The organism is Pseudomonas sp. GNP014, from assembly GCF_054344005.1.
This window is the reverse complement of record NZ_JBTGUS010000001.1, coordinates 18,391-40,328: the sequence shown is the minus strand read 5'-3', so window position 1 is coordinate 40,328 and position 21,938 is coordinate 18,391. Positions and strand designations below refer to the sequence as shown.

Annotated in this window: 23 protein-coding genes and 1 pseudogene; 16 read left to right on the top strand and 8 right to left on the bottom strand. The window is 58.9% G+C overall.

The annotated features are described in order from the left end of the window. Positions 1 to 273: 273 nt before the first annotated feature. From ACXX9E_RS00205 to ACXX9E_RS00175, 7 genes and pseudogenes are all read left to right on the top strand, one after another. Complete coding sequence (locus ACXX9E_RS00205; RefSeq protein ID WP_458554903.1) at positions 274 to 636, top strand: DUF6124 family protein; 363 nt, start codon at positions 274 to 276, stop codon at positions 634 to 636. A gap of 192 nt (positions 637 to 828) precedes the next feature. Beyond that, positions 829 to 1,458, top strand: coding sequence for a nucleotidyltransferase domain-containing protein (locus tag ACXX9E_RS00200; RefSeq protein WP_458554902.1), 630 nt, complete (start codon positions 829 to 831; stop codon positions 1,456 to 1,458). Then, on the top strand, positions 1,421 to 1,840 hold the full coding sequence (locus ACXX9E_RS00195; RefSeq protein WP_458554901.1) for a hypothetical protein: 420 nt from the start codon (positions 1,421 to 1,423) through the stop codon (positions 1,838 to 1,840). The genes ACXX9E_RS00200 and ACXX9E_RS00195 overlap by 38 nt, the downstream gene beginning before the upstream one ends. Before the next feature lie 129 nt (positions 1,841 to 1,969). Next, on the top strand, positions 1,970 to 2,275 hold the full coding sequence (locus ACXX9E_RS00190; protein ID WP_322375162.1) for a type 1 fimbrial protein: 306 nt from the start codon (positions 1,970 to 1,972) through the stop codon (positions 2,273 to 2,275). A 111-nt stretch (positions 2,276 to 2,386) separates the two neighbouring features. After that, entirely contained in the window at positions 2,387 to 2,626 is a 240-nt protein-coding gene (locus ACXX9E_RS00185; protein WP_123463171.1) for a hypothetical protein, read from the top strand. Positions 2,627 to 2,777: 151 nt separating this feature from the next. After that, positions 2,778 to 3,059: pseudogene (locus tag ACXX9E_RS00180) on the top strand (PAS domain-containing protein); the annotation flags it as partial. Between the two features lie 204 nt (positions 3,060 to 3,263). Further along, complete coding sequence (locus ACXX9E_RS00175) at positions 3,264 to 4,367, top strand: methyl-accepting chemotaxis protein (protein WP_371921272.1); 1,104 nt, start codon at positions 3,264 to 3,266, stop codon at positions 4,365 to 4,367. Between the two features lie 114 nt (positions 4,368 to 4,481). Here the strand turns inward: ACXX9E_RS00175 and ACXX9E_RS00170 are convergent, their stop codons facing one another. From ACXX9E_RS00170 to norR, 5 genes are all read right to left on the bottom strand, one after another. Further along, positions 4,482 to 5,231 carry a YkgJ family cysteine cluster protein gene (locus ACXX9E_RS00170; protein ID WP_186748523.1) on the bottom strand — a complete coding sequence of 250 codons (750 nt, stop codon included), beginning with the start codon at positions 5,229 to 5,231 and terminating at the stop codon, positions 4,482 to 4,484. A gap of 83 nt (positions 5,232 to 5,314) precedes the next feature. Beyond that, positions 5,315 to 5,641, bottom strand: coding sequence for a hypothetical protein (locus ACXX9E_RS00165; RefSeq protein WP_123463177.1), 327 nt, complete (start codon positions 5,639 to 5,641; stop codon positions 5,315 to 5,317). An 89-nt stretch (positions 5,642 to 5,730) separates the two neighbouring features. Then, the gene (locus ACXX9E_RS00160) at positions 5,731 to 6,189 is read right to left on the bottom strand and encodes a GNAT family N-acetyltransferase (protein ID WP_128614849.1); all 459 of its coding nucleotides are present in this window, start codon (positions 6,187 to 6,189) and stop codon (positions 5,731 to 5,733) included. Between the two features lie 27 nt (positions 6,190 to 6,216). Then, entirely contained in the window at positions 6,217 to 7,119 is a 903-nt protein-coding gene (locus ACXX9E_RS00155; RefSeq protein WP_025109268.1) for a chemotaxis protein CheV, read from the bottom strand. Between the two features lie 603 nt (positions 7,120 to 7,722). Then, positions 7,723 to 9,282, bottom strand: coding sequence for a nitric oxide reductase transcriptional regulator NorR (gene norR / locus ACXX9E_RS00150; RefSeq protein ID WP_458554900.1), 1,560 nt, complete (start codon positions 9,280 to 9,282; stop codon positions 7,723 to 7,725). 164 nt (positions 9,283 to 9,446) lie between these two features. Here norR and hmpA point away from each other — a divergent pair, with 164 nt between their 5' ends. From hmpA to ACXX9E_RS00105, 9 genes are all read left to right on the top strand, one after another. After that, entirely contained in the window at positions 9,447 to 10,628 is a 1,182-nt protein-coding gene (gene hmpA / locus ACXX9E_RS00145; RefSeq protein WP_458554899.1) for an NO-inducible flavohemoprotein, read from the top strand. 236 nt (positions 10,629 to 10,864) lie between these two features. Further along, positions 10,865 to 11,425 carry an ester cyclase gene (locus ACXX9E_RS00140; RefSeq protein WP_458554898.1) on the top strand — a complete coding sequence of 187 codons (561 nt, stop codon included), beginning with the start codon at positions 10,865 to 10,867 and terminating at the stop codon, positions 11,423 to 11,425. A gap of 25 nt (positions 11,426 to 11,450) precedes the next feature. Next, positions 11,451 to 11,960: a disulfide bond formation protein B gene (locus ACXX9E_RS00135; protein ID WP_123463187.1), complete on the top strand. Its 510-nt coding sequence runs from the start codon at positions 11,451 to 11,453 to the stop codon at positions 11,958 to 11,960. Positions 11,961 to 12,786: 826 nt separating this feature from the next. Beyond that, positions 12,787 to 13,728 carry a ubiquinol oxidase subunit II gene (cyoA, locus tag ACXX9E_RS00130; protein ID WP_007916947.1) on the top strand — a complete coding sequence of 314 codons (942 nt, stop codon included), beginning with the start codon at positions 12,787 to 12,789 and terminating at the stop codon, positions 13,726 to 13,728. Positions 13,729 to 13,731: 3 nt separating this feature from the next. Beyond that, positions 13,732 to 15,762: a cytochrome o ubiquinol oxidase subunit I gene (gene cyoB, locus ACXX9E_RS00125; RefSeq protein WP_090286080.1), complete on the top strand. Its 2,031-nt coding sequence runs from the start codon at positions 13,732 to 13,734 to the stop codon at positions 15,760 to 15,762. Positions 15,763 to 15,765: 3 nt separating this feature from the next. Beyond that, positions 15,766 to 16,389, top strand: coding sequence for a cytochrome o ubiquinol oxidase subunit III (gene cyoC / locus ACXX9E_RS00120; RefSeq protein ID WP_034156084.1), 624 nt, complete (start codon positions 15,766 to 15,768; stop codon positions 16,387 to 16,389). Further along, on the top strand, positions 16,389 to 16,724 hold the full coding sequence (cyoD, locus tag ACXX9E_RS00115; RefSeq protein ID WP_007916940.1) for a cytochrome o ubiquinol oxidase subunit IV: 336 nt from the start codon (positions 16,389 to 16,391) through the stop codon (positions 16,722 to 16,724). Before cyoC ends, cyoD begins: the two co-directional genes overlap by 1 nt. 11 nt (positions 16,725 to 16,735) lie before the next feature. After that, entirely contained in the window at positions 16,736 to 17,623 is an 888-nt protein-coding gene (gene cyoE / locus ACXX9E_RS00110; protein WP_458554897.1) for a heme o synthase, read from the top strand. 251 nt (positions 17,624 to 17,874) lie between these two features. Then, the gene (locus ACXX9E_RS00105) at positions 17,875 to 18,366 is read left to right on the top strand and encodes a RidA family protein (RefSeq protein WP_123463189.1); all 492 of its coding nucleotides are present in this window, start codon (positions 17,875 to 17,877) and stop codon (positions 18,364 to 18,366) included. A 433-nt stretch (positions 18,367 to 18,799) separates the two neighbouring features. Here the strand turns inward: ACXX9E_RS00105 and ACXX9E_RS00100 are convergent, their stop codons facing one another. The 3 genes from ACXX9E_RS00100 to ACXX9E_RS00090 all read right to left on the bottom strand — a co-directional run bounded on the left by ACXX9E_RS00100 (position 18,800) and on the right by ACXX9E_RS00090 (position 21,842). Then, positions 18,800 to 19,501: a hypothetical protein gene (locus ACXX9E_RS00100; protein ID WP_123463191.1), complete on the bottom strand. Its 702-nt coding sequence runs from the start codon at positions 19,499 to 19,501 to the stop codon at positions 18,800 to 18,802. A 119-nt stretch (positions 19,502 to 19,620) separates the two neighbouring features. Next, entirely contained in the window at positions 19,621 to 21,135 is a 1,515-nt protein-coding gene (locus ACXX9E_RS00095; protein ID WP_186748526.1) for a sensor histidine kinase, read from the bottom strand. Next, entirely contained in the window at positions 21,132 to 21,842 is a 711-nt protein-coding gene (locus tag ACXX9E_RS00090) for a response regulator transcription factor (RefSeq protein WP_128614853.1), read from the bottom strand. The genes ACXX9E_RS00095 and ACXX9E_RS00090 overlap by 4 nt, the downstream gene beginning before the upstream one ends. Positions 21,843 to 21,938 lie beyond the last annotated feature (96 nt).

Genomic DNA, 21,938 nt, shown 5'->3' with positions numbered 1-21,938 from the left:
GTCGGACGTGCGCTCTCTAGTCTTTGGTTGTCGCCGACAACTCGGTGATCGGGTGTGAGAACCCTGAAAAATTAGTGATTCAGTCCATCAGTCCGCATAATTGCCGGCGGCTTGTCCGCTGCTTGCAAATGCTTCATGGCGGCTATGTGCGGGCAGACTTCGGTCTGGCCGGTTTCCTATTTTTCCGGTTTCTCACCCCGCACATAGCTGCCACCCACTTCGCCGCGTGAGAAACGGCAAGGGATGGCTCCCATTTGCAAAATAGGGTTTCCAATGACTAAGCCAGTTCCAGATCCACCCAACGATCCCTCCACCCCACTCGAAGACGCCCTCCGCGCCGACGACCAGCTCAAAACCCGCGAAGCCATCAAGCGCGCTCTCGATTTCTACCTCTGCCCCGAACCGGTCAAACCGCGTCAGCCCAGTACGATGTTCCTCATCCAGCCGAACATCGACACCGAAAGCCTGCTTGCCCACGCCTGCGAATCGCTGGCTTCAGCCAATGTCATGGCCGGTGATCTGGCCGATCAGCTCAGTCGCCCGCAGCGCAGTACGGCGCTGGCGATCCAGCAGATCGTCATGCTTGCCGAGCTGGCGGTGAACCGGGCGCTGGATAGGGTTGATCCGCAGACGTAGTCCGTCTGAACAGCATGTCACCGTGCTGCACGAATAGGCTCGCTCCTACAAGGGGATCGCATTCCAACTGTAGGTGTGAGCCTGTTCGCGATGGCGATTGTTCGGTGACCGCTGCCTCTGGAAATATTCGAACGGTTGATAAGTCCCAAAAAGGGACCTATCGTTCCCTTTTTGGGACTCTTGGCCTTCACAGTGGAAACTATCTCTCTAAGCGAAGCGCTATTTACCACCACTCAACAAAAGGTGTTGGGTCTGATGTTTGGTAAGCCTGACCAGACTTTCTATGCCAACGAGATCGTGCGCTGGGCGCGGGTTGGCAAAGGCAGTCTCATGCGTGAACTCGACCGTCTGCAGCGAGCCGGTGTGTTGCGCATGACAAAGGTGGGCAATCAGAACCATTACCAGGCCAATCCCACATGTCCCATCTACGCCGAACTACTGGGCATTGCTCGCAAGACGTTTGGCATCGCTGAGCCTCTGCGTCGGGCATTGCAGCCGTTTACCGAGCAGATCACCTGGGCGTTTGTCTATGGCTCCATCGCCAAAGACACAGCAAACACACTCAGTGACATTGATCTCATGCTGATCGGCGAAGGCCTGCACTACAGTGACGTCATGGAACGGCTCATGCCCATGGAGGAACAATTGGGTCGTCCCATCAACCCGACGCTTTACACCCCGCAAGACTTGGCGGCAAAACTGGCTGGGCAAAACAGCTTTGTCTTGCGGGTGGTGCAGCAGGAAAAAATCGTTCTGTTAGGGGCAAACCCTTTGGAGTCCAAGGATGGGCAGCAACGAGAGTCTGGAGAATCTTCTACGTAGCGGTGGGCTGAAAGCGGAGCCGCCGGATCGCAATGAGTGTGAGGGCTTGATGCGCTCGGCCATGGATCGGCTCAAGGATGCGCAAACTTCTACGTTGTCTTTTTCCAGCCGTTTCGACTTGGCTTATAACGCAGCGCACGCGTTGGCGCTGACGGCGCTCCGATTGAGTGGCTATCGATCAGATAAACGCTATCTGGTCTTTCAGTGTCTGGTGCATACGGCGCATATCAGCAAGGTTCAGGTGCGATTGTTCGCGTTGTGTCATGAGCGGCGCAATCTCGCGGAATACGAAGGGTATATGGATGAGGATGACGCGCTTCTGGCGCAGTTGTTGGAAAGCGCCTCGCAATTGTTGAGCAATGTCCAGCAACGAATGAACTGACATCCGGCACGGCTAGCGATCCTGACTAATCTCTTAAAGATCCGCCTCTATGAGCGGATACAGCTTGTATGGCTCAGGCCGCGCACGGCCCAAATCTCTCTGGGCCGTCCACTTCGGGAGTGTCTTGAAATGAAGCTGAAAACCGCTCTGCCGTATGTGCTTCTGTTGGTTCCACTCACAACCTTCGCCGCGCCGGCCAGTCAATCCGGCGAGATCCGCTTCACCGGGCAAATCGTTGACTCGGGCTGTCAGGTCGGACCGGTCGGGGCGTTTGCTGCTCGTGAGTCTCGCCAGATCGAAATCAAGCCCGGCGTGAAAGTCGATGTCGACACTGAGCGCAACGCTTGCAGTCATCAGGCGCTGCCGATTTCCATGCGTTACGAAGCGCTGAAGACATCGACTGACAAAGGCATCGTGATCATCACCTACCTGTAAACCGTTCGGCGTGCGCTGCAAATCTTCAGGTGCCGAGCCATGGCGCACAGGTATACTGCGCGCCTTCGCGGCTCACTGATCGGGCCCGACTTTCTGCTTTCCGGAGCTTTTATGACTTCCCCGACCCTGCCGCCGGTTGACGACGCTGTGAGCGATGTCTCGGCTGAACTGGCCGATACCAGCGACACCAAAGCCGAAATTCCGGCCTTCAAGTTTCCCTTCAAACCGGGCGAACTGGCCGCAGCCAAAGGCTCGAACCAGCCGTGGTACAAGAACGGCGCCAAGAACGGCCACACCAAGACCCCGGGCATGGCGCCGCCGGGTACCCGTCGTTCGATGGGCAAGCGCTGAGTTTTATTCCCGCCCTGCGCCATCGACTGCGATTTTCGGTCGCAGTGATGGCTAAGTGCTCAGATCCTGAGCCAGATCAATATTTGACCAATTGGTGCGCTTAGAGTCAGCAGCCCTGCCGACTCTTTCCAATAAAACGAGCGCGCTATTCATGAAGATCAATCTCCCGGTGACCGGTCGCAATGTCGATGTGGCGCTGGATGCGAACATTCTCTCGACCACCGATCTGACCAGCGCGATCACTTACGCCAACGACGACTTCATCAAGATCAGCGGTTACAGCCGCGATGAGTTGCTGGGTGCGCCGCACCATCTGCTGCGTCATCCGGACATGCCGGCGCAGGCGTTTGCGCATATGTGGCAGACGCTCAAGGGCGGGCGGTCGTGGATGGGGCTGGTGAAAAATCGCTGCAAGAACGGTGATCATTACTGGGTCAGTGCCTATGTCACGCCGGTGACGCAGAACGGTACGGCGGTGGAGTATCAGTCGGTGCGCACGCGGGCGGATGCGCGGCAAGTGGCGGCGGCGGAGCTGGCGTACGTGCAGTTGCGCGGCGAGCGTGTGACGCGCTGGCAACCGCAAGCCTTGGGGGTGCGGACCAAGGTCACGGCGCTGGCCAGTGCGCTGCTCGGCGTTGTGCTGGGTGCCGAGACCTGGTTGCAGCCGGATTCTGCCTGGTTGAACCTGGCAGCATTTGTGTTGGGCAGCGGCGCTTGTGCGTTGGCGCTGCGCTGGATTTTGTGCCCGCTGGAGCAACTGGCCGAGCGTGCGCGGAGCGTTGCGGACAATCCGTTGAGTCAGTCTGTGTATACCGGACGTCGCGATGAAATCGGCCAGATCGAGTTCGCCTTGCAGATGCTCGAAGCGCAGGTCGGCGCGGTGCTCGGGCGTATCGGCGATGCGTCGCAACAGTTGGCCGGACACGCTGCGCAACTGGTCGATCACCTGCAAAGCAGCCATAACAGTTCACTGCAGCAGCAGGCGGAAACCGACCAGGTGGCGGCGGCCATTCACCAGATGGCCGCGAGTGTCGCGCAGGTTGCCAGTCATGCGCAGCAGGCGTCTGTAGCGGCGGACATGGCCGGAACGGAAACCCGTGAAGGGCATTGGCTGGTCGGTGAAAGTCGCAGCGCCGTGTTGCGCCTGGCTGAAGAGCTTGGCCGGGCGACCGAGGTGATTCATCAGCTCGAAGGCCACAGCAGTGAAATTTCCGGAGTGCTGGAGGTGATCCGCAGCATCGCCGAGCAAACCAATCTATTGGCTCTCAACGCGGCGATCGAAGCCGCACGCGCCGGCGATGCCGGACGCGGGTTTGCCGTGGTGGCGGATGAGGTTCGCGGGTTGGCGCAACGCACGCAGCAATCGACCAACGAGATTCAACGAATGATCAGCACCCTGCAGAACGGCGCGCGTGACGCGGTGCTGGTGATGCAGCAAAGCAGTGAGCATGTGGATAACAGCGTCGAACAGGCGCAGCGGGCGGCGCGGGCGCTGGACGGGATCAGCGAGCGGGTCGAGCAGATCACCGAGATGAGCCTGCAGATTGCGGCAGCGGTGGAGCAGCAGAGCGCGGTGAGCGAGGACATCAACCGCAACATCGTCAGCATTCGTACGGCGTGCGAGGTGACGGTGGATGAGGGGCGCGAGAGTCAGCGCAATTCCGAAGATGTGGCGGGGCTGGCGGGGGATTTGAGGTTGCTGGCGCGGGAGTTCTGGGGGCGGCGGCAGGTTCGCGATTGAGGGTGTGCTCACTTGCGCTATCGCGAGCAGGCTCACTCCTGCAAGGGAATGCATTTCAAATGTAGGAGTGAGCCTGCTCGCGATGAGGTCCGGGCGGACGCTAAAGAATCTGGATCAGGCCGCCCGCAACGAAATAAACGCATACGTCTGCGCCGGCTCCGTCACCACCTGTGCCCCGGCCGCCAGCACTTGCCCGGCCACATCATCGCCCGACAGATGAAACACCCACTCACTCGGCGCCATCGTCAACGGCTGGGCAGTCACCTGATCAATCACCGCCGCAAACGCCTCCATATTCGGCAAGTAGGCAGTAAACCCGTCCCCCTTCAGCGCCGTGGTACGAATCCCCAGCATCGCGCAGATCGCGTCCTTGATGCCGATGTCATCGCGGTCGGCCTGGCGCGAGCGTTGAATCAATTCAACCAGCGCCTGATCGACCAACTCGCCCCCGGCAATCAGCACGGGCCCCTGTTGCCAGGACTCCGGCGGGCAATCCTTGGCAGCAGGGGTGAGCGGGATATGCGGGTTGATTTCCGCTGGGTAAATACGACACACCAGCGGCCGGCGCTCGTAGATGCGGCACAGGTTGTCTTCGTCAAGATTCCGGCAGGGACCGACGTTGTATGCGGCGAAGGTGATTGCCACATGGGCGTCTGTCGTGCCGCTGCGAACGAGCGCTGAACGCCGTTCGGCATGTTCTCGCTGCTGCGCCGGCAAACCCAGGCCATTACCGAGAAAAGCCTCCACCAGCACGATCACCTGACCGCCATCCGCCGCCCACATGCGGGCCTCGGCCAGGGTCAGCGGGACATGGTGGTCGGTGCAGCATTTGCCGCAGCCTACGCAGGAAAACGTCGTATTCATTGAGCGATCTGTCTTCAATCAGGGCGTGAAACGGTGGCGGAAAACCACCGCACAGGCGCGGATCGAAGCAAGTTATGCGCCACTCACTGCGCTTTGCCGGTCGGACGAATCGAGTCCCACTCGGTGACGAAGGCGGTTTTCGATTTTTTGTTGTACAGGCACAGCTCGGTGCCCTGCTGGCCTTTCATGTGTTTTTGCGGGTATTGACCTTGCAGCAACACGGCGGTGTAGCCGACGCGGTCGTCGAATTGCGCGGGTGTGCCGACCGGTTTGGCGTTTTTCAGGCCACTGGCCTTGGTACAACTGGCGAGCACGGTTTTGTCGTAGGCGGCCCAAGCGTCGGGGCTGGAGGCGTGGGCCTGGGAGGTGAGGGCGGTGAGGCAGAGCAGGCTGAGGGTGAGCACTTTCATGGTGGGCGTCCTTGGTCGTGAGTGGCCAAGGTTGGAGTCTGCCAGAGAAAGGAAGTTGCCGGTGCTGGCCTGCTCGCGAAAGCGGTCGATCAGTCCGGCACCAGTTCCCGGCGGACCACATACATCCCGGCACTTTCATACAAGCGCTGCGCGCGCCGGTTGTCTTCCAGCACCTTCAGATCAACAAACCCTTCGCGCCGTTGCTGAAATACCTTGAATGCATTGAGCAACAACGCCCGGCCCAATCCACGCCCTTGCATGCGCGGATGCACCACCAGATTCTTGATATATGAGCTGGTCCAGCATTGCGCCACGCCGACCACACCTTCGCCGTCGCGGGCAATCAAGCACAGCGAAGGATCGTATTCGGGATCGGTCTCGAATTGCTGCTGCCAAGTGTCCAGCGCCGGCACCCGGCCGCCGCCTTCGCGATAGCCGAGTTGCATTAGGGCGTGCACGTCCGGCGCCAGTTCGACGGAGTACGTACACAGTTCAATGCCTTGAGGCCAAAGCGCATCCGGCGCGTCCTTGGCAAGATCGCGCCGCATCAAAAAACAATACGTCTGCGCCAAGACTCAGTGACCGTTGGCCGCGACGTGTTTGGCCGCTTCGATCAGGCGTTGAGTCAGTTCCGGCGAGGAGAATTTGGTCAGCACCGCATTCGCTCCGGCCAATCGGGCCTTTTCGCTGTTCATCGCGCTGTCGAGCGAGGTGTGCAGCAGCACGTAGAGGTGGGCGAAGTCCGGGGTTTCGCGCAGGGTGCGGGTGAAGGCGTAGCCGTCCATCTCGGACATTTCGATGTCGGAGACGATCAGGTTGATCTGCTGCGCGGTGCCTTGCAGGTCGAGCAGGCAGTCGATGGCTTCCTTGGCGCTGCGCGCGGTGTGGCACTGCAGGCCGAGGTTGCGCAGGGTGTGCACCGATTGCTGCAGCGCCACCTGACTATCATCGACCACCAGAATCCGCGCATTGCCGAGGACTTCGGCGTCTTCCATGCTCAGGTCGGTCGGGGCCATTTCGATCTGCGCCGGGGCGATGCTGTGGATAACCTTTTCGATATCCAGCACCTGCACCAGCGTGCCGTCCACCGAGGTCACGCCGGTGATGTAGGCACGTGAGCCACCGGAACCGAACGGTGGCGGCTTGATGTCGGTGGTCAGGCAATGGACGATTTTGCTCACGGCCTGCACGTGCAGGCCCTGTTTGGAGCGGCTGACATCGGTGACGATCAGGCAGCCGCCGTTCGGATCTTCCAGCGGGCGCTCGCCGATCGCGCGGCTGAGGTCGATCACCGACAGCGACGCGCCGCGCAGGGTGGCGATGCCTTTGACGTGCGGGTGCGACTCCGGCAGCTTGGTCAGCGGCGGGCAGGGGATGATTTCACTGACTTTCAGCAGGTTGATCGCCATCAGCTTGCCGCTGCGCAAGGTAAACAGCAGAAGCGAAAGTGAATCTGCGCGGGCTTTGGTGGAAGACATATAAACCTTCTGTGGAAAAAGGTGATGGGCGAGGGGCAAATCGCCAGAAACTATTGATGCCGGGTTATCGGCGTCAAAAGGTTGGGCTTTAGGTTAGTTGTCGGGTAGTCGGCCTGGGTTGATCGCTGTTCTCTCGATCACTGCCCCTCACCCCAGCCCTCTCCCGGAGGGAGAGGGGGCCGATTGGGGGATATTGTAGTAACTCACCGACCTGAACCTGCTCTGCCGAATCCATAATCGACTCGATGTTTCAGGTCGGCGTATGGCGCAAAACACCTCGGTCAGTCCGCTCTCCCTCTTCCCGGAGGGATGAGGGGGTCGATTGGGGGATATTGTAGTAACTCACCGACCTGAACCTGCGCTGCCGAATCCATAATCGAATCGATATTTCAGGTCGACGTATTACGCAAAACACCTCGGTCAGTCCGCTCTCCCTCTTCCCGGAGGGATGAGGGGGTCGATTGGGGGATATTGTAGTAACTCACCGACCTGAACCTGCGCTGCCGAATCCATAATCGAATCGATATTTCAGATCGGCGTATTACGCAAAACACCTCGGTCAGTCCCCTCTCCCTCGGGGAGAGGGCTAGGGTGAGGGTGCTTTTAGCTCTTAATCCCCAGACGTTTAGCCATGCGGCCCAGGTTCGCCCGATCCAGCCCCAACTCCCGCGCCGCACTCGCCCAGTTATCCTGATTGCGTTCCAGCGCCGCACTGATCAAACGCCGCTGATACTGCTCGGTAGCACTGCGCAGATCCCCGCTGATCAGCGGCATCTCAGCCACGACACCGGCAACCGGCTCAACCGAGTTATCCACAACCTCACGCGGCAGATCCAGATCTGCCGCACTGAGGCTGAGGATCTTCGGCCGCACTTTGCAGTTGCCCAAGGCCTTCAGCGCGCTGCGCCCGATCAAGTGTTCCAGTTCGCGCACGTTGCCCGGCCAAGTGTAGGCGAGCAACGCTTCCTGGGCGTCGCTGCTCAGGCGCAGGCTGTTGAGGCCCATGCGCGAGCGGTTCTGTTCCAGAAAAAAGCCGCTGAGCAACAACACATCACGCCCGCGATCGCGCAATGCCGGCACCCGCAGTGGGTACACGCTCAAGCGATGGTAGAAGTCGGCGCGATAACGACCGCTGCGCACTTCTTCGGCCAGGTCGCGGTTGGTCGCGGCGATCAGGCGTACATCGACCTGATGTTCCTTGTCCGAACCCAGCCGCTGTAACTGGCCGCTCTGTAACACGCGCAACAACTTGGCCTGCACGGTCAGCGACAACTCGCCGACTTCATCGAGAAACAGCGTGCCGCCATTGGCCAGTTCGAACTTGCCGCGACGGTCGCTGGTGGCGCCGGTGAAAGCGCCGCGCACGTGGCCGAACAGTTCACTCTCGACCAGCGTGTCGGGCAGCGCGGCGCAGTTGAGGCTGATGATCGGTTGGTCGGCGCGCGGTGACGCGGCGTGGATGGCTTGGGCGACCAATTCCTTGCCGACCCCGGTTTCGCCAGTGATCAACACGGTCAGATCGCTGCCGCCGACCAGGTTGATTTCTTCCACCAATTTCTTGAGCGCCTTGCTCTGACCGATCATTTCGCGGTGCTGCTGGCCGCTGGCCTGGCGATAGACCTCGGCGCGCTGGTGTTCGTCTTCGGCGCGGACGGCCAGGCGTTCGATGCGCTCGGCGGCGTTGACCGTGGCCGAGGCGAGGCTGGCAAAGGCTTGCAGGACGTCGAGTTCGATCGGCTCGAAACGCTCGGGATCAAGGGCGTCAAGGGTGATCAGGCCCCAGAGTTTTTCATCGACGAACAGCGGGCACCCGAGGCAGTCGTGGACTTCGAGGTGATCGGCGAGGCCTTCGACCAGGCCGTCATAAGGATCAGGCAAATCGCTGTCGGCGGCGAACCGTGTCGGCCCGGCGCCGGCCAGCAGAATTTCAAAGCGCGGGTGCTCGCTGACTTTGAAGCGCCGGCCCAGGGTGTCGGTACTCAAACCGTCCACCGCCAGCGGCACCAGCGATTCACCCTCCAGGCGCAACAATGCGGCGGCATCGCACGGCAGGAGGGCGCGCATGGCCTGGAGCAGGCGTCGATAGCGCTCGCCATCGGGCAGTTCGCGGGACAGATCGGAGACTAAAGGCAGCAGGGCGGTGAGCAGTGATTTGGCAGACATGGTGATGTAGTCAAAGAGACAAGATGTAGTCGGGATGACTATAAAGGTCTTCGTGTCGAAATGACTACGTGTTTTTTAAATCATTGATTTGTATGAATAAAATATCTGGCACGAAAACTGATAAGCCTAAGGCAACTTATCAAAAAAGCTCAGGAGTCACTCTTATGCTTAGCGTCCAGGATCGTGCCATCGTCAAATCCACTGTGCCTCTGCTCGAAAGCGGTGGTGAGGCGCTGATCACGCATTTCTATCGCATGATGCTCTCCGAATACCCCGAAGTCCGTCCGCTGTTCAACCAGGCGCACCAGGCCAGCGGTGATCAACCGCGTGCCTTGGCCAACGGTGTGCTGATGTACGCGCGCCACATCGACCAGCTCGACCAATTGGGCGATCTGGTGGCGAAGATCATCAACAAGCACGTGGCCCTGCAAATCCTGCCGGAGCACTACCCGATTGTCGGCACCTGCTTGCTGCGCGCCATTTCCGAAGTGCTCGGCGATGAGATCGCCACGCCCGAGGTGATGAGTGCGTGGGGGGCGGCGTACGGTCAGTTGGCCGAGATCCTGATCGGCGCCGAAACCGCCATCTACGATCAGAAAGAGCAAGCTGTCGGCGGCTGGCGCGGGGCGCGTGAGTTCATCGTGGCGGCGAAGGTCGAAGAGAGTGCGGAAATCGTTTCCTTCTACTTCGAACCGGCCGACAAAGGCCCGATCCTTGCGGCTGAACCGGGTCAGTACATCGGCATGAAGCTGATCCTCGACGGCGAAGAAGTCCGCCGCAATTACTCGCTGTCGGCGCTGGCGAACAACGGTCAGTACCGCATCAGCGTTAAACGCGAACCGGGTGGTCGCGCCTCCAACCACTTGCACGATCACTTGCACGTCGGCTCGAGCATTCAGCTGTTCCCGCCATCGGGCGAATTCACCCTGACTGCCAGCGATAAACCGCTGGTGTTGATCAGTGGCGGCGTGGGCATCACGCCGACGCTGGCGATGCTCGAAGCGGCGCTGGAGAGCGAGCGGCCGGTGCACTTTATCCACTGCGCGCGCAATGGCAGCGTGCATGCGTTCCGCGACTGGATCGACGGGCTGGCGGCGCGGCATCCGCAACTCAAGCGGTTTTATTGCTATGCCGAAGACGACGGCGTGAGCCCGGCGGCGGACAAGGTCGGCCTTCTGGATCAGGCCCTGCTTGGCGAGTGGTTGCCGGCGCAAAGGGATGTCGACGCTTACTTCCTCGGGCCGAAAGGTTTTATGGGGGCGATCAAGCGCCATCTGAAAGCGCTGGGCGTGCCGGAGCAGCAGAGCCGGTATGAGTTCTTCGGGCCGGCTGCTGCTTTGGAATAACTCCTGAGACCGAGTCGTCTGCATCGCGGGCAAGCCCGCTCCCACAGGATTTATGTCGTACACAGCATCTGTGAACGATGCCAGACCTGTGGGAGCGGGCTTGCCCGCGATTGGCCGTTATGCGGTCCTGATTATTAAATTCTGTTTAAAGGTTAATCGTTTCTTAACCGGTTTATCGTTTATTCCCCGATGCTGATGATAGGCGCTCGTTCGTTTAACTGATCAGGATCGCCCCCATGTCGCACATCATCTTCTCCCCTCGTTTGAGCCTGGCAACCCTAGGCCTGTCGGCCGCGTTGCTGGCCAGTCCGTTTGCCTCGGCCGAATCGGCGTTCATTACACCGCAGAGCCTGATCGTCGATCAGAGCCTGCCCAAGGCGCAGCAACAGGCGATGGAGTTGGCGGCGCGGCGTTACGGCAGTTTCTGGAGCAGTGGGGAAGAGGCCCTGGCCACGGCAGCCTTGTCGCCGCAATTTGTCGACAAGACCCCGCCCGAAGGTCGGGTGCAGGGGCCGACCGGACCGTTGCTGGCGTCGAAGTTCTTTCGTACGGCGGTGCCGGACCTGAGCTGTGAGATCGAGCAAATGATCATCGCCGGAGACCGCGTGGTGGTGCATCTGCACTTTCGCGGGCACTTCAGCGGCACGTTCAAAACTCTCAAAGGGCAGGGCCAGCGTGTAGACTTCCGGGCAACCGATATCTATCAGATCGACAACGGTCGCATCGCGGCCAATTGGCATATCGAAGACAACATCAGCCTGATGGCGCAACTGCAAGCGCAGCCGCCGGCTAGCTGAACCATGGACATACAAGGGAAACGCGATGAGCGAGGAAACGATTCGACTGGGACGTGAGCGGCGCTTTCTGGTGCTGCTGGGGATTATCTGCCTGGCACTGATCGGCGGTGCGCTGTACATGCAGATTGTGTTGGGTGAGGCACCGTGTCCGCTGTGCATCCTGCAGCGTTATGCACTGCTGCTGATTGCGCTGTTCGCCTTCGTTGGCGCGGCCATGCGCAGCCGCCGCAGCATCACCGTGTTCGAAGTGCTGGTGGTCATTTGCGCGATTGCCGGCGCCGGTGTTGCCGGGCATCACGTCTACACCCAGTTCTATCCGGCAGTGAGTTGCGGCATTGATGTGCTGCAGCCGATTGTCGATGACCTGCCGCTGGCGAAGATCTTCCCGCTGGGCTTCCAGGTCGACGGTTTCTGCTCGACGCCGTACCCGCCGATTCTCGGTCTGTCGCTGGCGCAATGGGCACTGCTGGCATTCGTGCTGGTGGTGATCCTGGTGCCGCTGCTGACCTCGCGTAACCGAAAAACACTGCGCTGAGTCAACTCTTCGGCGGATTGGCCGATACAGAAAACGCCCCGATTTGCGGATCAGCTCATCGGGGCGTTTTGCATTTCAGAGTGTTTGTGAAATCACCGTGACGAATGGCAAGGATGGGTGCGACAGGTGTGCGACATGTTGTCACACAGAGCGTGTCGCAAGCCGATTGAACGACACGGAATGGCGTAATGTTACAAAAAAGGATTGGTCTGTTTCGGTATTTTTCTGGTTTTGCACGTGTGTGCCAGATCAGGCAGTTTTAACAAGCTCCGGGAGATAGCCAGAGGCCTTTGAATATCGGGCTTTGCGCCGATTCGGTGCTGGGAGAAAGCGTTCAGAGCTGTCTGAACTGAGGTGGATAGACCTACATTTTTTGGTGTTTTTGTTGAGAATTGATTTCGATAAGATGCGGAACTTTTGCAAAAACGGTGATGGATTGTTGCTCTGAGCGATAAAAATTATTTCGGGATAAGACATGGTGTATAGGGCGCTACCTATCTACAATCGCCCGCATTGAATTCCCGGCACTGTTCAACCTTTATTAAGGAACTGGACAGGAAGTCGGGTGTCGAGCAGGCCGAAAGGCTTTTGAGACACCCAGGTGTCGGTGCCTTCCAACTTTCCGCACCAAATGGAATTGGTCTGTAACAAGGCCTTTGACCACGAATTCGAATAAGAACTGACCGCTGTCCCAAGGTTTTGTCGAGCGTCTGACGCGCGACGGGCGGCCCTTATTCAATCCAAAGAAAATGCCAACCCTTGGCAGGGTGAAGTGTTGGCGATCAAAACCCAACTGCATTGCGCAAGCTGCTTTAGAGGTCGTGAGATGAGTAAAAACAGGTACCCCAGATTACTAGGCCTAGTGCCGCTGCTCGGCACGTTGTTGCTGGGAGGCTGCAACATGACCTTGCTCAATCCAACGGGCCAGGTCGGCCTGGAACAGCGCAACCTGATCATCACCGCCACGCTGCTGATGCTGTTGGTCGTTGTGCCGGTTATCGTCATGACCTTCCTGTTCGCCTGGAAGTACCGCGCGTCCAACAAGAACGCCGTGTACACCCCGAAATGGTCGCACTCGACCAAAATCGAAGTGGCAGTCTGGACCATTCCGGTCCTGATCATCATTGCCCTGGGTTACATCACCTACATTTCGACCCACGAACTGGACCCGTATCGTCCAATTCAATCCGACGTCAAGCCAGTGACCATCGAAGTCGTTGCGCTGGACTGGAAGTGGCTGTTCATCTACCCGGAACAAGGCATTGCCACGGTCAACAAGATCGTGTTCCCGGCGCACACGCCAATCAACTTCAAGATCACCTCTGACGCTGTGATGAACTCGTTCTTCATCCCGGGTCTGGGCGGCCAGATCTACGCGATGGCGGGCATGCAGACCAAGCTGCATCTGATCGCTGACCGTAACGCTGAAATGGACGGTATCTCCGCCAACTACAGCGGCGCGGGTTTCACCGGTATGAAATTCAAGGCTATCTCCACCACTCAGGAAGATTTCGACGCCTGGGTAAGTGAAGTCAAGAAGTCACCTAAACAGCTTGATCAAGCTGAATATGCGGCCCTTGCCAAACCGAGCCAGAACAACCCAGTCGAGCTCTACTCCTCGGTCACGCCGAACCAGTTCCAGATCATCGTCGACAAGTACGAAGGTATGAAGCCGGGCAAGCCGCTGAAGCACGAGAAGAAAGAGAAAGAAGTGGCGGCCACGGAAATTGACTCGAGTTCGCATTCAGCTGCCGGGGCAGAGGAGTAAACGATGTTTGGTAAATTAAGTTGGGAAGCAGTCCCATTCCACGAGCCGATCGTGATGGTGACCATCGCCATGATCGCCCTCGGTGGTCTGGCGCTGTTCGCTGCAATCACCTACTTCAAGAAGTGGACCTACTTGTGGACCGAGTGGTTGACCTCGGTCGACCACAAGAAAATCGGCGTGATGTACATCATCGTTGCCATGGTCATGCTGCTGCGTGGCTTTGCCGACGCCATCATGATGCGTACCCAGTTGGCCATGGCCACCGAGGGTTCGCCTGGCTACCTGCCACCTGAACACTATGACCAGATCTTCACCGCTCACGGTGTGATCATGATCATCTTCATGGCGATGCCATTCTTCACCGGCCTGATGAACCTTGCAGTGCCGCTGCAGATCGGCGCGCGTGACGTTGCGTTCCCGTTCCTGAACTCCCTGAGCTTCTGGCTGCTGGTGTCCGGCGTTGTGCTGATCAACCTGTCACTGGGCGTCGGCGAATTCGCCAAGACCGGTTGGGTTGCCTATCCACCATTGTCGGGTCTGCAATACAGCCCTGGCGTGGGTATGGACTACTACATCTGGGCGCTACAGCTATCCGGGTTAGGTACGACGCTGACGGGGGTTAACTTCCTCGCGACCGTACTGAAAATGCGTACCCCTGGCATGAAACTGATGGACATGCCGATCTTCACCTGGACCTGCACCTGGGCAAACGTTCTGATCGTGGCTTCGTTCCCGATCCTGACCGCGACCCTGGCACTGCTGACCCTTGACCGTTACATGGATTTCCACATTTTCACCAATGAACTTGGTGGCAATCCAATGATGTACGTCAACCTGTTCTGGGCCTGGGGCCACCCTGAGGTTTACATCCTGATCCTGCCGGCATTCGGCATCTTCTCGGAAGTGATCTCGGCGTTCACCGGCAAGAAACTGTTCGGCCACCACTCGATGATCTACGCCTCGGGCGCGATCTCGGTACTGGGCTTCATGGTTTGGCTGCACCACTTCTTCACCATGGGTTCGGGTGCCAGCGTCAACGCCTTCTTCGGTCTGGCGACGATGCTGATTTCCATCCCGACGGGTGTGAAACTGTTCAACTGGCTGTTCACCATCTATCAGGGCCGTCTGCGCTTCACCAGCCAGGTTATGTGGACTCTGGGCTTCATGGTGACCTTCGCCATCGGCGGCATGACCGGCGTACTGCTGGCCATCCCGGGTGCTGACTTCGTGCTGCACAACAGCCTGTTCGTGATCGCGCACTTCCACAACGTGATCATCGGCGGTGCGGTATTCGGTTACATCGCAGGTTTCGCGTTCTACTTCCCGAAAGCGTTCGGCTTCAAGCTGCACGAAGGCTGGGGTAAAGCAGCGTTCTGGTTCTGGATCTCGGGCTTCTTCGTCGCGTTCATGCCGCTCTATGCACTGGGCTTCATGGGCATGACCCGTCGTCTGAATGCCACCACCAACCCTGAGTGGGTACCGTACCTGTACGTTGCCATGTTCGGTGCGGTGATGATCGCTGTCGGTATTGCCTGCCAGCTGATCCAGCTCTATGTGAGCGTGCGTGACCGTAACAAGCCAGAGAACGTTTGCGATCACGGTGACCCGTGGAATGCACACACCCTGGAATGGTCGACCTCGTCGCCACCTCCGTTCTACAACTTTGCTGTGCTGCCTAAGGCTGACTGCATCGACCCGTTCACCGAAGCCAAGGAAAACGGTACTGCGTACCAGCGTCCGGCCAAGTACGAGCCGATCCACATGCCGAACAACACCGCCACTGGCGTGGTGATGGGCGCACTGTTGACCGTCTTCGGTTTCGCAATGATCTGGCACATCTGGTGGCTGGCGATCGCGAGCCTGGTAGGCACCGTCGTTTACTTCGTGATCCACGCTGCACGTGACGACCAGGGCTATATGGTTCCGGTTGAAACGATCGAGCGTATCGAAGCCGAGCAGCACAAGCGTCTGGTCGCGGCAGGGAAAATCCCGGCCGGTGCCACCCGTGTTGAAACCTCGTTGGAACAGGCTTAAACCATGTCGAACTTAGTGACCAATGTTGGACACGCCCATGGTGACCATGGGCACGATGACCATCACCACGATTCGGGCGAGATGACCGTATACGGTTTCTGGCTCTACCTGATGACCGACTGCATTCTGTTTGCGTCGATCTTCGCGGTGTACGCAGTACTGGTAAACAACGTAGCCGGTGGCCCGTCGGGCCACGACATCTTCGAACTGCCATACGTGCTGGGCGAAACCGCTCTGCTGTTGTTCAGTTCGATCACCTACGGCTTCGCCATGCTGGCGTTGTTCAAAGGCAAGAAGCAGCAGGTTCTGGGTTGGTTGTTCATGACCTTCCTGCTGGGCGCAGGCTTTATCGCCATGGAGATCAACGAGTTCCACCTGCTGATCTCCGAGGGCTTCGGTCCTAGCCGTTCGGGCTTCCTGTCCGCGTTCTTCACCCTGGTCGGTACCCACGGTCTGCACGTATCCGCAGGTCTGATCTGGATGGGCATCATGATGTACCAGGTCAACAAGCACGGCCTGACGGCGACCAACAAGACCCGTCTGAGCTGCCTGAGCCTGTTCTGGCACTTCCTGGACGTGGTGTGGATCTGCGTATTCACCGTTGTTTACCTGATGGGGACTCTGTAATGGCTAATGCACACTCCCATGACAGCCATGATGCTGGCCACGGCAGCGTAAAGTCGTACGCCATTGGCTTCATCCTGTCGGTGATCCTGACCGTCATCCCGTTCGGCCTGGTGATGTACCCGAGCCTGCCGAAGGCCACCACGCTGGCAATCGTTCTGCTGTTCGCAGTGATCCAGGTGATCGTTCACCTGTATTACTTCCTGCACCTGGACCGTTCCATTGCTCAGCGTAACAACGTGATTGCATTCGTCTTTACGGCGATCGTGATCGTGCTGCTGGTTGGCCTGTCGCTGTGGATCATGTTCAGCATCCACACGTACATGATGGCGAAGTGAGGTAAGACCCGATGTCGCTCAAGCACTTTATCCAAATCACCAAACCGGGGATCATTTTCGGTAACGTGCTTTCTGTGGCAGGCGGGTTCTTCCTGGCCTCGAAAGGGCATGTCGATCTGGCGGTGTTTCTGGCAGCCATGATCGGCACCTCCCTGGTTGTAGCGTCCGGTTGCGTGTTCAACAACTGCATCGACCGCGACATCGACCTGAAGATGGAACGCACTAAAAACCGGGTACTGGTGCAGGGCTTGATCTCCCTGAAACTGGCCCTGGTTTACGCGACCATCCTTGGTGTTCTCGGTGTTGCGTTGTTGTACAAGGTAGCCAACCCGTTGGCCGCGCTGTTCGCGGTCATCGGCTTCATCATCTACGTCGGCTTCTACAGCCTGTACCTCAAGCGCAAGTCGGTTCACGGCACGCTGGTGGGCAGTCTGTCGGGCGCCATGCCGCCAGTGATCGGTTACGTTGCCGTAACCAACAGCTTCGACATGGCCGCGCTGACCCTGCTGGTGATGTTCAGCCTGTGGCAGATGCCGCATTCCTACGCCATCGCGATCTTCCGCTTCAACGATTACCTGGCCGCATCGATTCCGGTGCTGCCCGTTAAGCGCGGGATTCAAGTGGCCAAGAAGCACATCCTGCTCTACATCCTGGCGTTCCTCGTAGCGACCTTGATGCTGACCTTCAGCGGTTACGTCGGCATGAGCTACCTCGCCGTTGCCGCGGCCATGGGCATGTACTGGCTGTACATGGCCTGGACCGGCTACAAGGCAGTGGATGACACGGTCTGGGCACGCAAGCTGTTCGTGTTCTCGATCTTCACCATCACTGCGTTGAGCGTCATGATGTCCCTGGACTTCAAGGTGCCCGCAGAGCTGCTGCTGACGTACGCGCCGTAAGGTTTCGAGGCTTCAAGAAAAACCCCGCACATTGAGAGATGTGCGGGGTTTTTTGTTGGGTGGATTATGCTGATTTGATGTGCCGCCAATGGCCGCAACGCAACAAGCGCTTCAGGCAGGCAGGTTGCGGTATCGCCGCAAACCCCCTAGATTTGGATCCAGCCATGTCAGTGATAGCGCCATGCCATTCCCTCGGCGCTCAACTGTTTTACTCCGCGATATTTCACGCATAGATCAAGAGGCTGGGCGAAATGACTGAGAGGATGACCTGTGATGAACGCTTCATCGCCCTGGCCCAAGAGCTGAACTACGACATTTATGGCGAGAACACCGCCGGCGGTAATTACGCGCCGCTGATCCGTCATCACGATGAGCTTTACATCAGCGGTATGGTGCCGCGCACTAACGGCAAGATTCAGTACCCGGGGCGTGTCGGCCTGGAGTTGACCCTCAAGGATGCGCAGGCCGCCGCCAGCATCAGTGCGATGCGCTGCCTGGCGCTGATCGTCGATGCGGTGGGTTCGCTGGACAAGATCAAGGCGTTGTTGCGAGTCACCGTGTACGTGAAGTCGACGCCGGACTTTGTTGACCTTAGCGAAGTGGCCAACGGCGCGTCGGACGTGTTCAGCCATGTGCTCGGCGATGCCGGCCGGCACACGCGCAGCACGGTCGGTGTGTATCAGTTGCCGAAGAACGCGGCGATTGAAGTGGACATGATTGTAGCGTTGCATCCGTCGGCTTGAAGGTGATTTGGCAGCTTGCCCTCACCCTGACCCTCCCGAAACGTCGGACCGCCCGGACGGGGAGGGGGCTGACCGAGGTGTCTTGCGCTATATATCGACCTGAGAGATCGAGTCGATAGCGGATTCCGCACAGCACTTTCATTTCGATGCGTCGCTTCAATATCTCCCGATCGGCTCCCTCTCCTGGAGGGAGAAGGGACTGACCCAGGGGGCTTGCGCTATACATCGACTTGAGAGATCGAAGCGATAGCGGATTTTGCACAGTACTTTCATTTCGATGCGTCTCTTCAATATCTCCCGATCGGCTCCCTCTCCCTTGGGAGAGGGCTGGGGTGAGGGGCTGGGATTTACGCCATTCCACTAATGCCCGCCGAAAACCAAAAAGCCCCGCCTGAATCTCAGCGCGGGGCTTTTTCGTACAGCAGCTGCGCTATTACTGCGCGGCGATGCTGTAGCCATCGAACGCGGTCTGCTGTTGCAGCGCGGTGATGATGTTCTTGCGGTTTACCGCCTGCTCGGTGCCGGCGTTGTCGAGGAACGTTTCGCTTTCCAGTTCCGCTTCTTCGCCTTCACCGACGAAGGTGAAACCGAGGAATTCCAGCGCTGCACGGTCAACGTTCAGGCGCGAACGCGGAGTGCGCAACGGCAGCGTTACGCTCATGCCGTCCTTGCTGATGGTGAAAATTTCGACTTCTTTCTTCTTGGCCGCTTTGCTCTTGCCACCGCTCGGGTTGCTGATCGCCTGATGAGTCTGGTTCAGCACTTTCAGCGCCAGGCCATAAACGATTTCCTGGAACGCCGGGTCGTCCTTGAAGCTGGACAGGATGCGGCCGATCGAGAACTTGCTGCTCAGGTCTTCCAGGGCTGCAATGTCGGCGGCTTCGGCGTCTTTCAGGCGCTTGAGTTCGCCCATCAGCTCGTAGGCCTTGTCGTCATCGAAGCTGTCGTGCGCTTGACGAATCGCGGCGCGCAGTTCGCGGATCTGGTCGCTTTCGCGGGTGGACTGGAATGCATCCAGCACCATCTCGCTGATGATTTTGGCTTGTGGGAGGTGTTGTGAAAGATTGATGGAGTTTTCGTATTCCGCTTTGGACGATTCGGTGACTACGGATTCAGCGGTGTTGAAATCGGACATTGAAATTTCACTACTTTTTTAACTTGAGTGGAGATGAGAAAGCGCGAGGTCTTTTTCAGGCCGGTTAATTTAGGGGAGCGGGGCGGTGTTGTCACGGAACAACAGGCCGGCGGTGCGGATTATTTGTCCGGCGCGTCCGAATTGACCGAGCGCATCATCCACTGTTCAGCGGTTTGCTGATCGGTCGGCAATGAGAAGCGAAAAGTCGCGCCGCGCCCCGCGACATCCAGCAACTGAATCTCGCGCCCGTGCAGTTGCAGGATGCGGTGCACGATACGCAGCCCCAGCCCGCCATCCCGCCGGGCACCACCGATATTGAACGGTCGCAGGAACAGACCTTCGCGCAACTCCGGGGCGATACCGGGGCCGGTGTCGCTTACCGTCACCTCGACCCGTGCGCCATGGGGCTGCAGATCGAATTCGAGTTCGCCGCCCTTGGGTGTATGGCGCAAGGCATTGTCCACCAGGTTGGTCAGCACCCGTTCGATCAACCCGAGGTCGGCGCAGACCGTCGGCAGGTTAGGCACGAAATGCGCCTTGAGTTCCACCTGTCGCGCTTCGGCCGTCAGCTCGAATTTCTGGAAGATGTCCTGCACCAGATCGAGCAGGGAAAAACGCTCCGGCACCGGTTGCACGAAACCGTGTTCCAGACGCACCAGTTCCAGCAGCGATTGCGCCAGCCCGCCGACCTTGCGGCTTTGATCGAGGGCGATGCCCAGATAGCGCCGGCGTTCTTCGGGCGAGAGTGTGGCGTCCTTGAGTGACAGGGTTTCCAGATAACCGTGCAACGAGGCCAATGGGGTGCGCAGGTCATGGGAAATGTTTGCCACCAGTTCGCGGCGTTCCTGATCCTGGCGGGTCAGCGAGCGCCATTGTTCACCGAGGCGGTTTTGCATCTGGCGGAAAGCGGCGTCGAGTACGGCGATTTCATCCGGATCGGCGCTTTTATCCACAGGTGCCGAAACAACAGATTGCGGAGCACCGTCGATGTCGAAGCGGCTGACGGTTTCCGTCAGGCGCCGCAGTGGCCGGGTGATCAGGTTGAACGCGGTCAGACCGGCAATCAGACACAGCAACGCGACCAGCCCGATCGACAACAGCGCCGTATTGAGCGCGGCGCTGGTGGCACCGCGTTCGGCGTAGCGGTCGTGTGCTTCGCCAAGCAACACCACGTACAGATAACCGGCGGCCTTGCCGTCGACCTGCAACGGCGCTGCACTGAACACTTTGCGTCCGTCGACGCTGCGCGGGTCATCGCCGAGAATCGGCAGCGGCTGGTCATTGAGCAACTGGCGGATTGGCGCCAGATCGACCTGTTGACGGCGGATCCGGCCTTCCGGTGCCGCATTGCCAACAATCTTGCCCTCGGTATCGAGCAGGTACACCTCGACACTCGGATTCACCAGCATCAACTGGCTGAACAGTTCGCGCACGGCGCCGGGCATCAGCCCGTGGCTGTCCATCAGCACCGTGTCGTGGGCGATGTGTTGCGCCAGATCCCGCGAGAGACCTTGCACCACCTCCAGCTCATGCATCTGACTGGAGCGCACCTGCAGCCATGCCGATGTGCCGCAGCACACCAGCAACAGCACGGCGAATACCAGGGACAGGCGCTGCGTCAGGTTCAGTTTCATGGCTGCTCGGTACCGAATTTATAACCGCGGCCCCACACCGTGAGGATACGTGCGGGCTGCGCCGGATCCTTCTCGATCTTCGCCCGCAAGCGGTTGATGTGGGTGTTCACCGTGTGTTCATAACCTTCGTGGCTGTAGCCCCAGACGGCATTGAGCAGGTCCATGCGCGAGAACACTTTGCCCGGCTGGCGGGCGAAGAAATACAGCAGATCGAACTCTCGCGGGGTGAGGTCCAGCCGCTGCCCGTCGAGGCTGACTTCTCGAGTGATCGGATCGATGGACAGGCCGTCGAGGCTCAGGCTGCCGGCGTCCATTTTCAGGTTGCGCGCCATCGCATCGACCCGGCGCAGCAAGGCCTTGACCCGGGCCACCAGTTCCAGCATCGAAAACGGTTTGGCCAGGTAATCGTCGGCGCCCAGCTCCAGGCCAAGAATGCGGTGCAATTCGCTGGAGCGCGCGCTGGTGATGATGATCGGTGTATAGCGCGCCATGGCCCGGGCGCGGCGGCAGATCTCCAGGCCATCGACGCCCGGCAGCATCAGGTCGAGGATCAAGGCATCCCAATGCCCCTGCTGCAACAAGCGCATGCCCTCATCGCCGTCGGCACTGTGAATCACCTCGAATTTTTCGTCGCGCAGGTGCAGGCAGATAAGGTCGGCGATGTGCTGGTCATCCTCGACCACGAGGATGCGTCTGGTCTGTTCCATGAAGCTCAATCCTTCGGCGCAATGCGCGCATTGTGCGGGTTTTCTCTCGGGTGAGTTATCACGAATTCGTTAACTCCCTGTGAGGATTTGGCGATC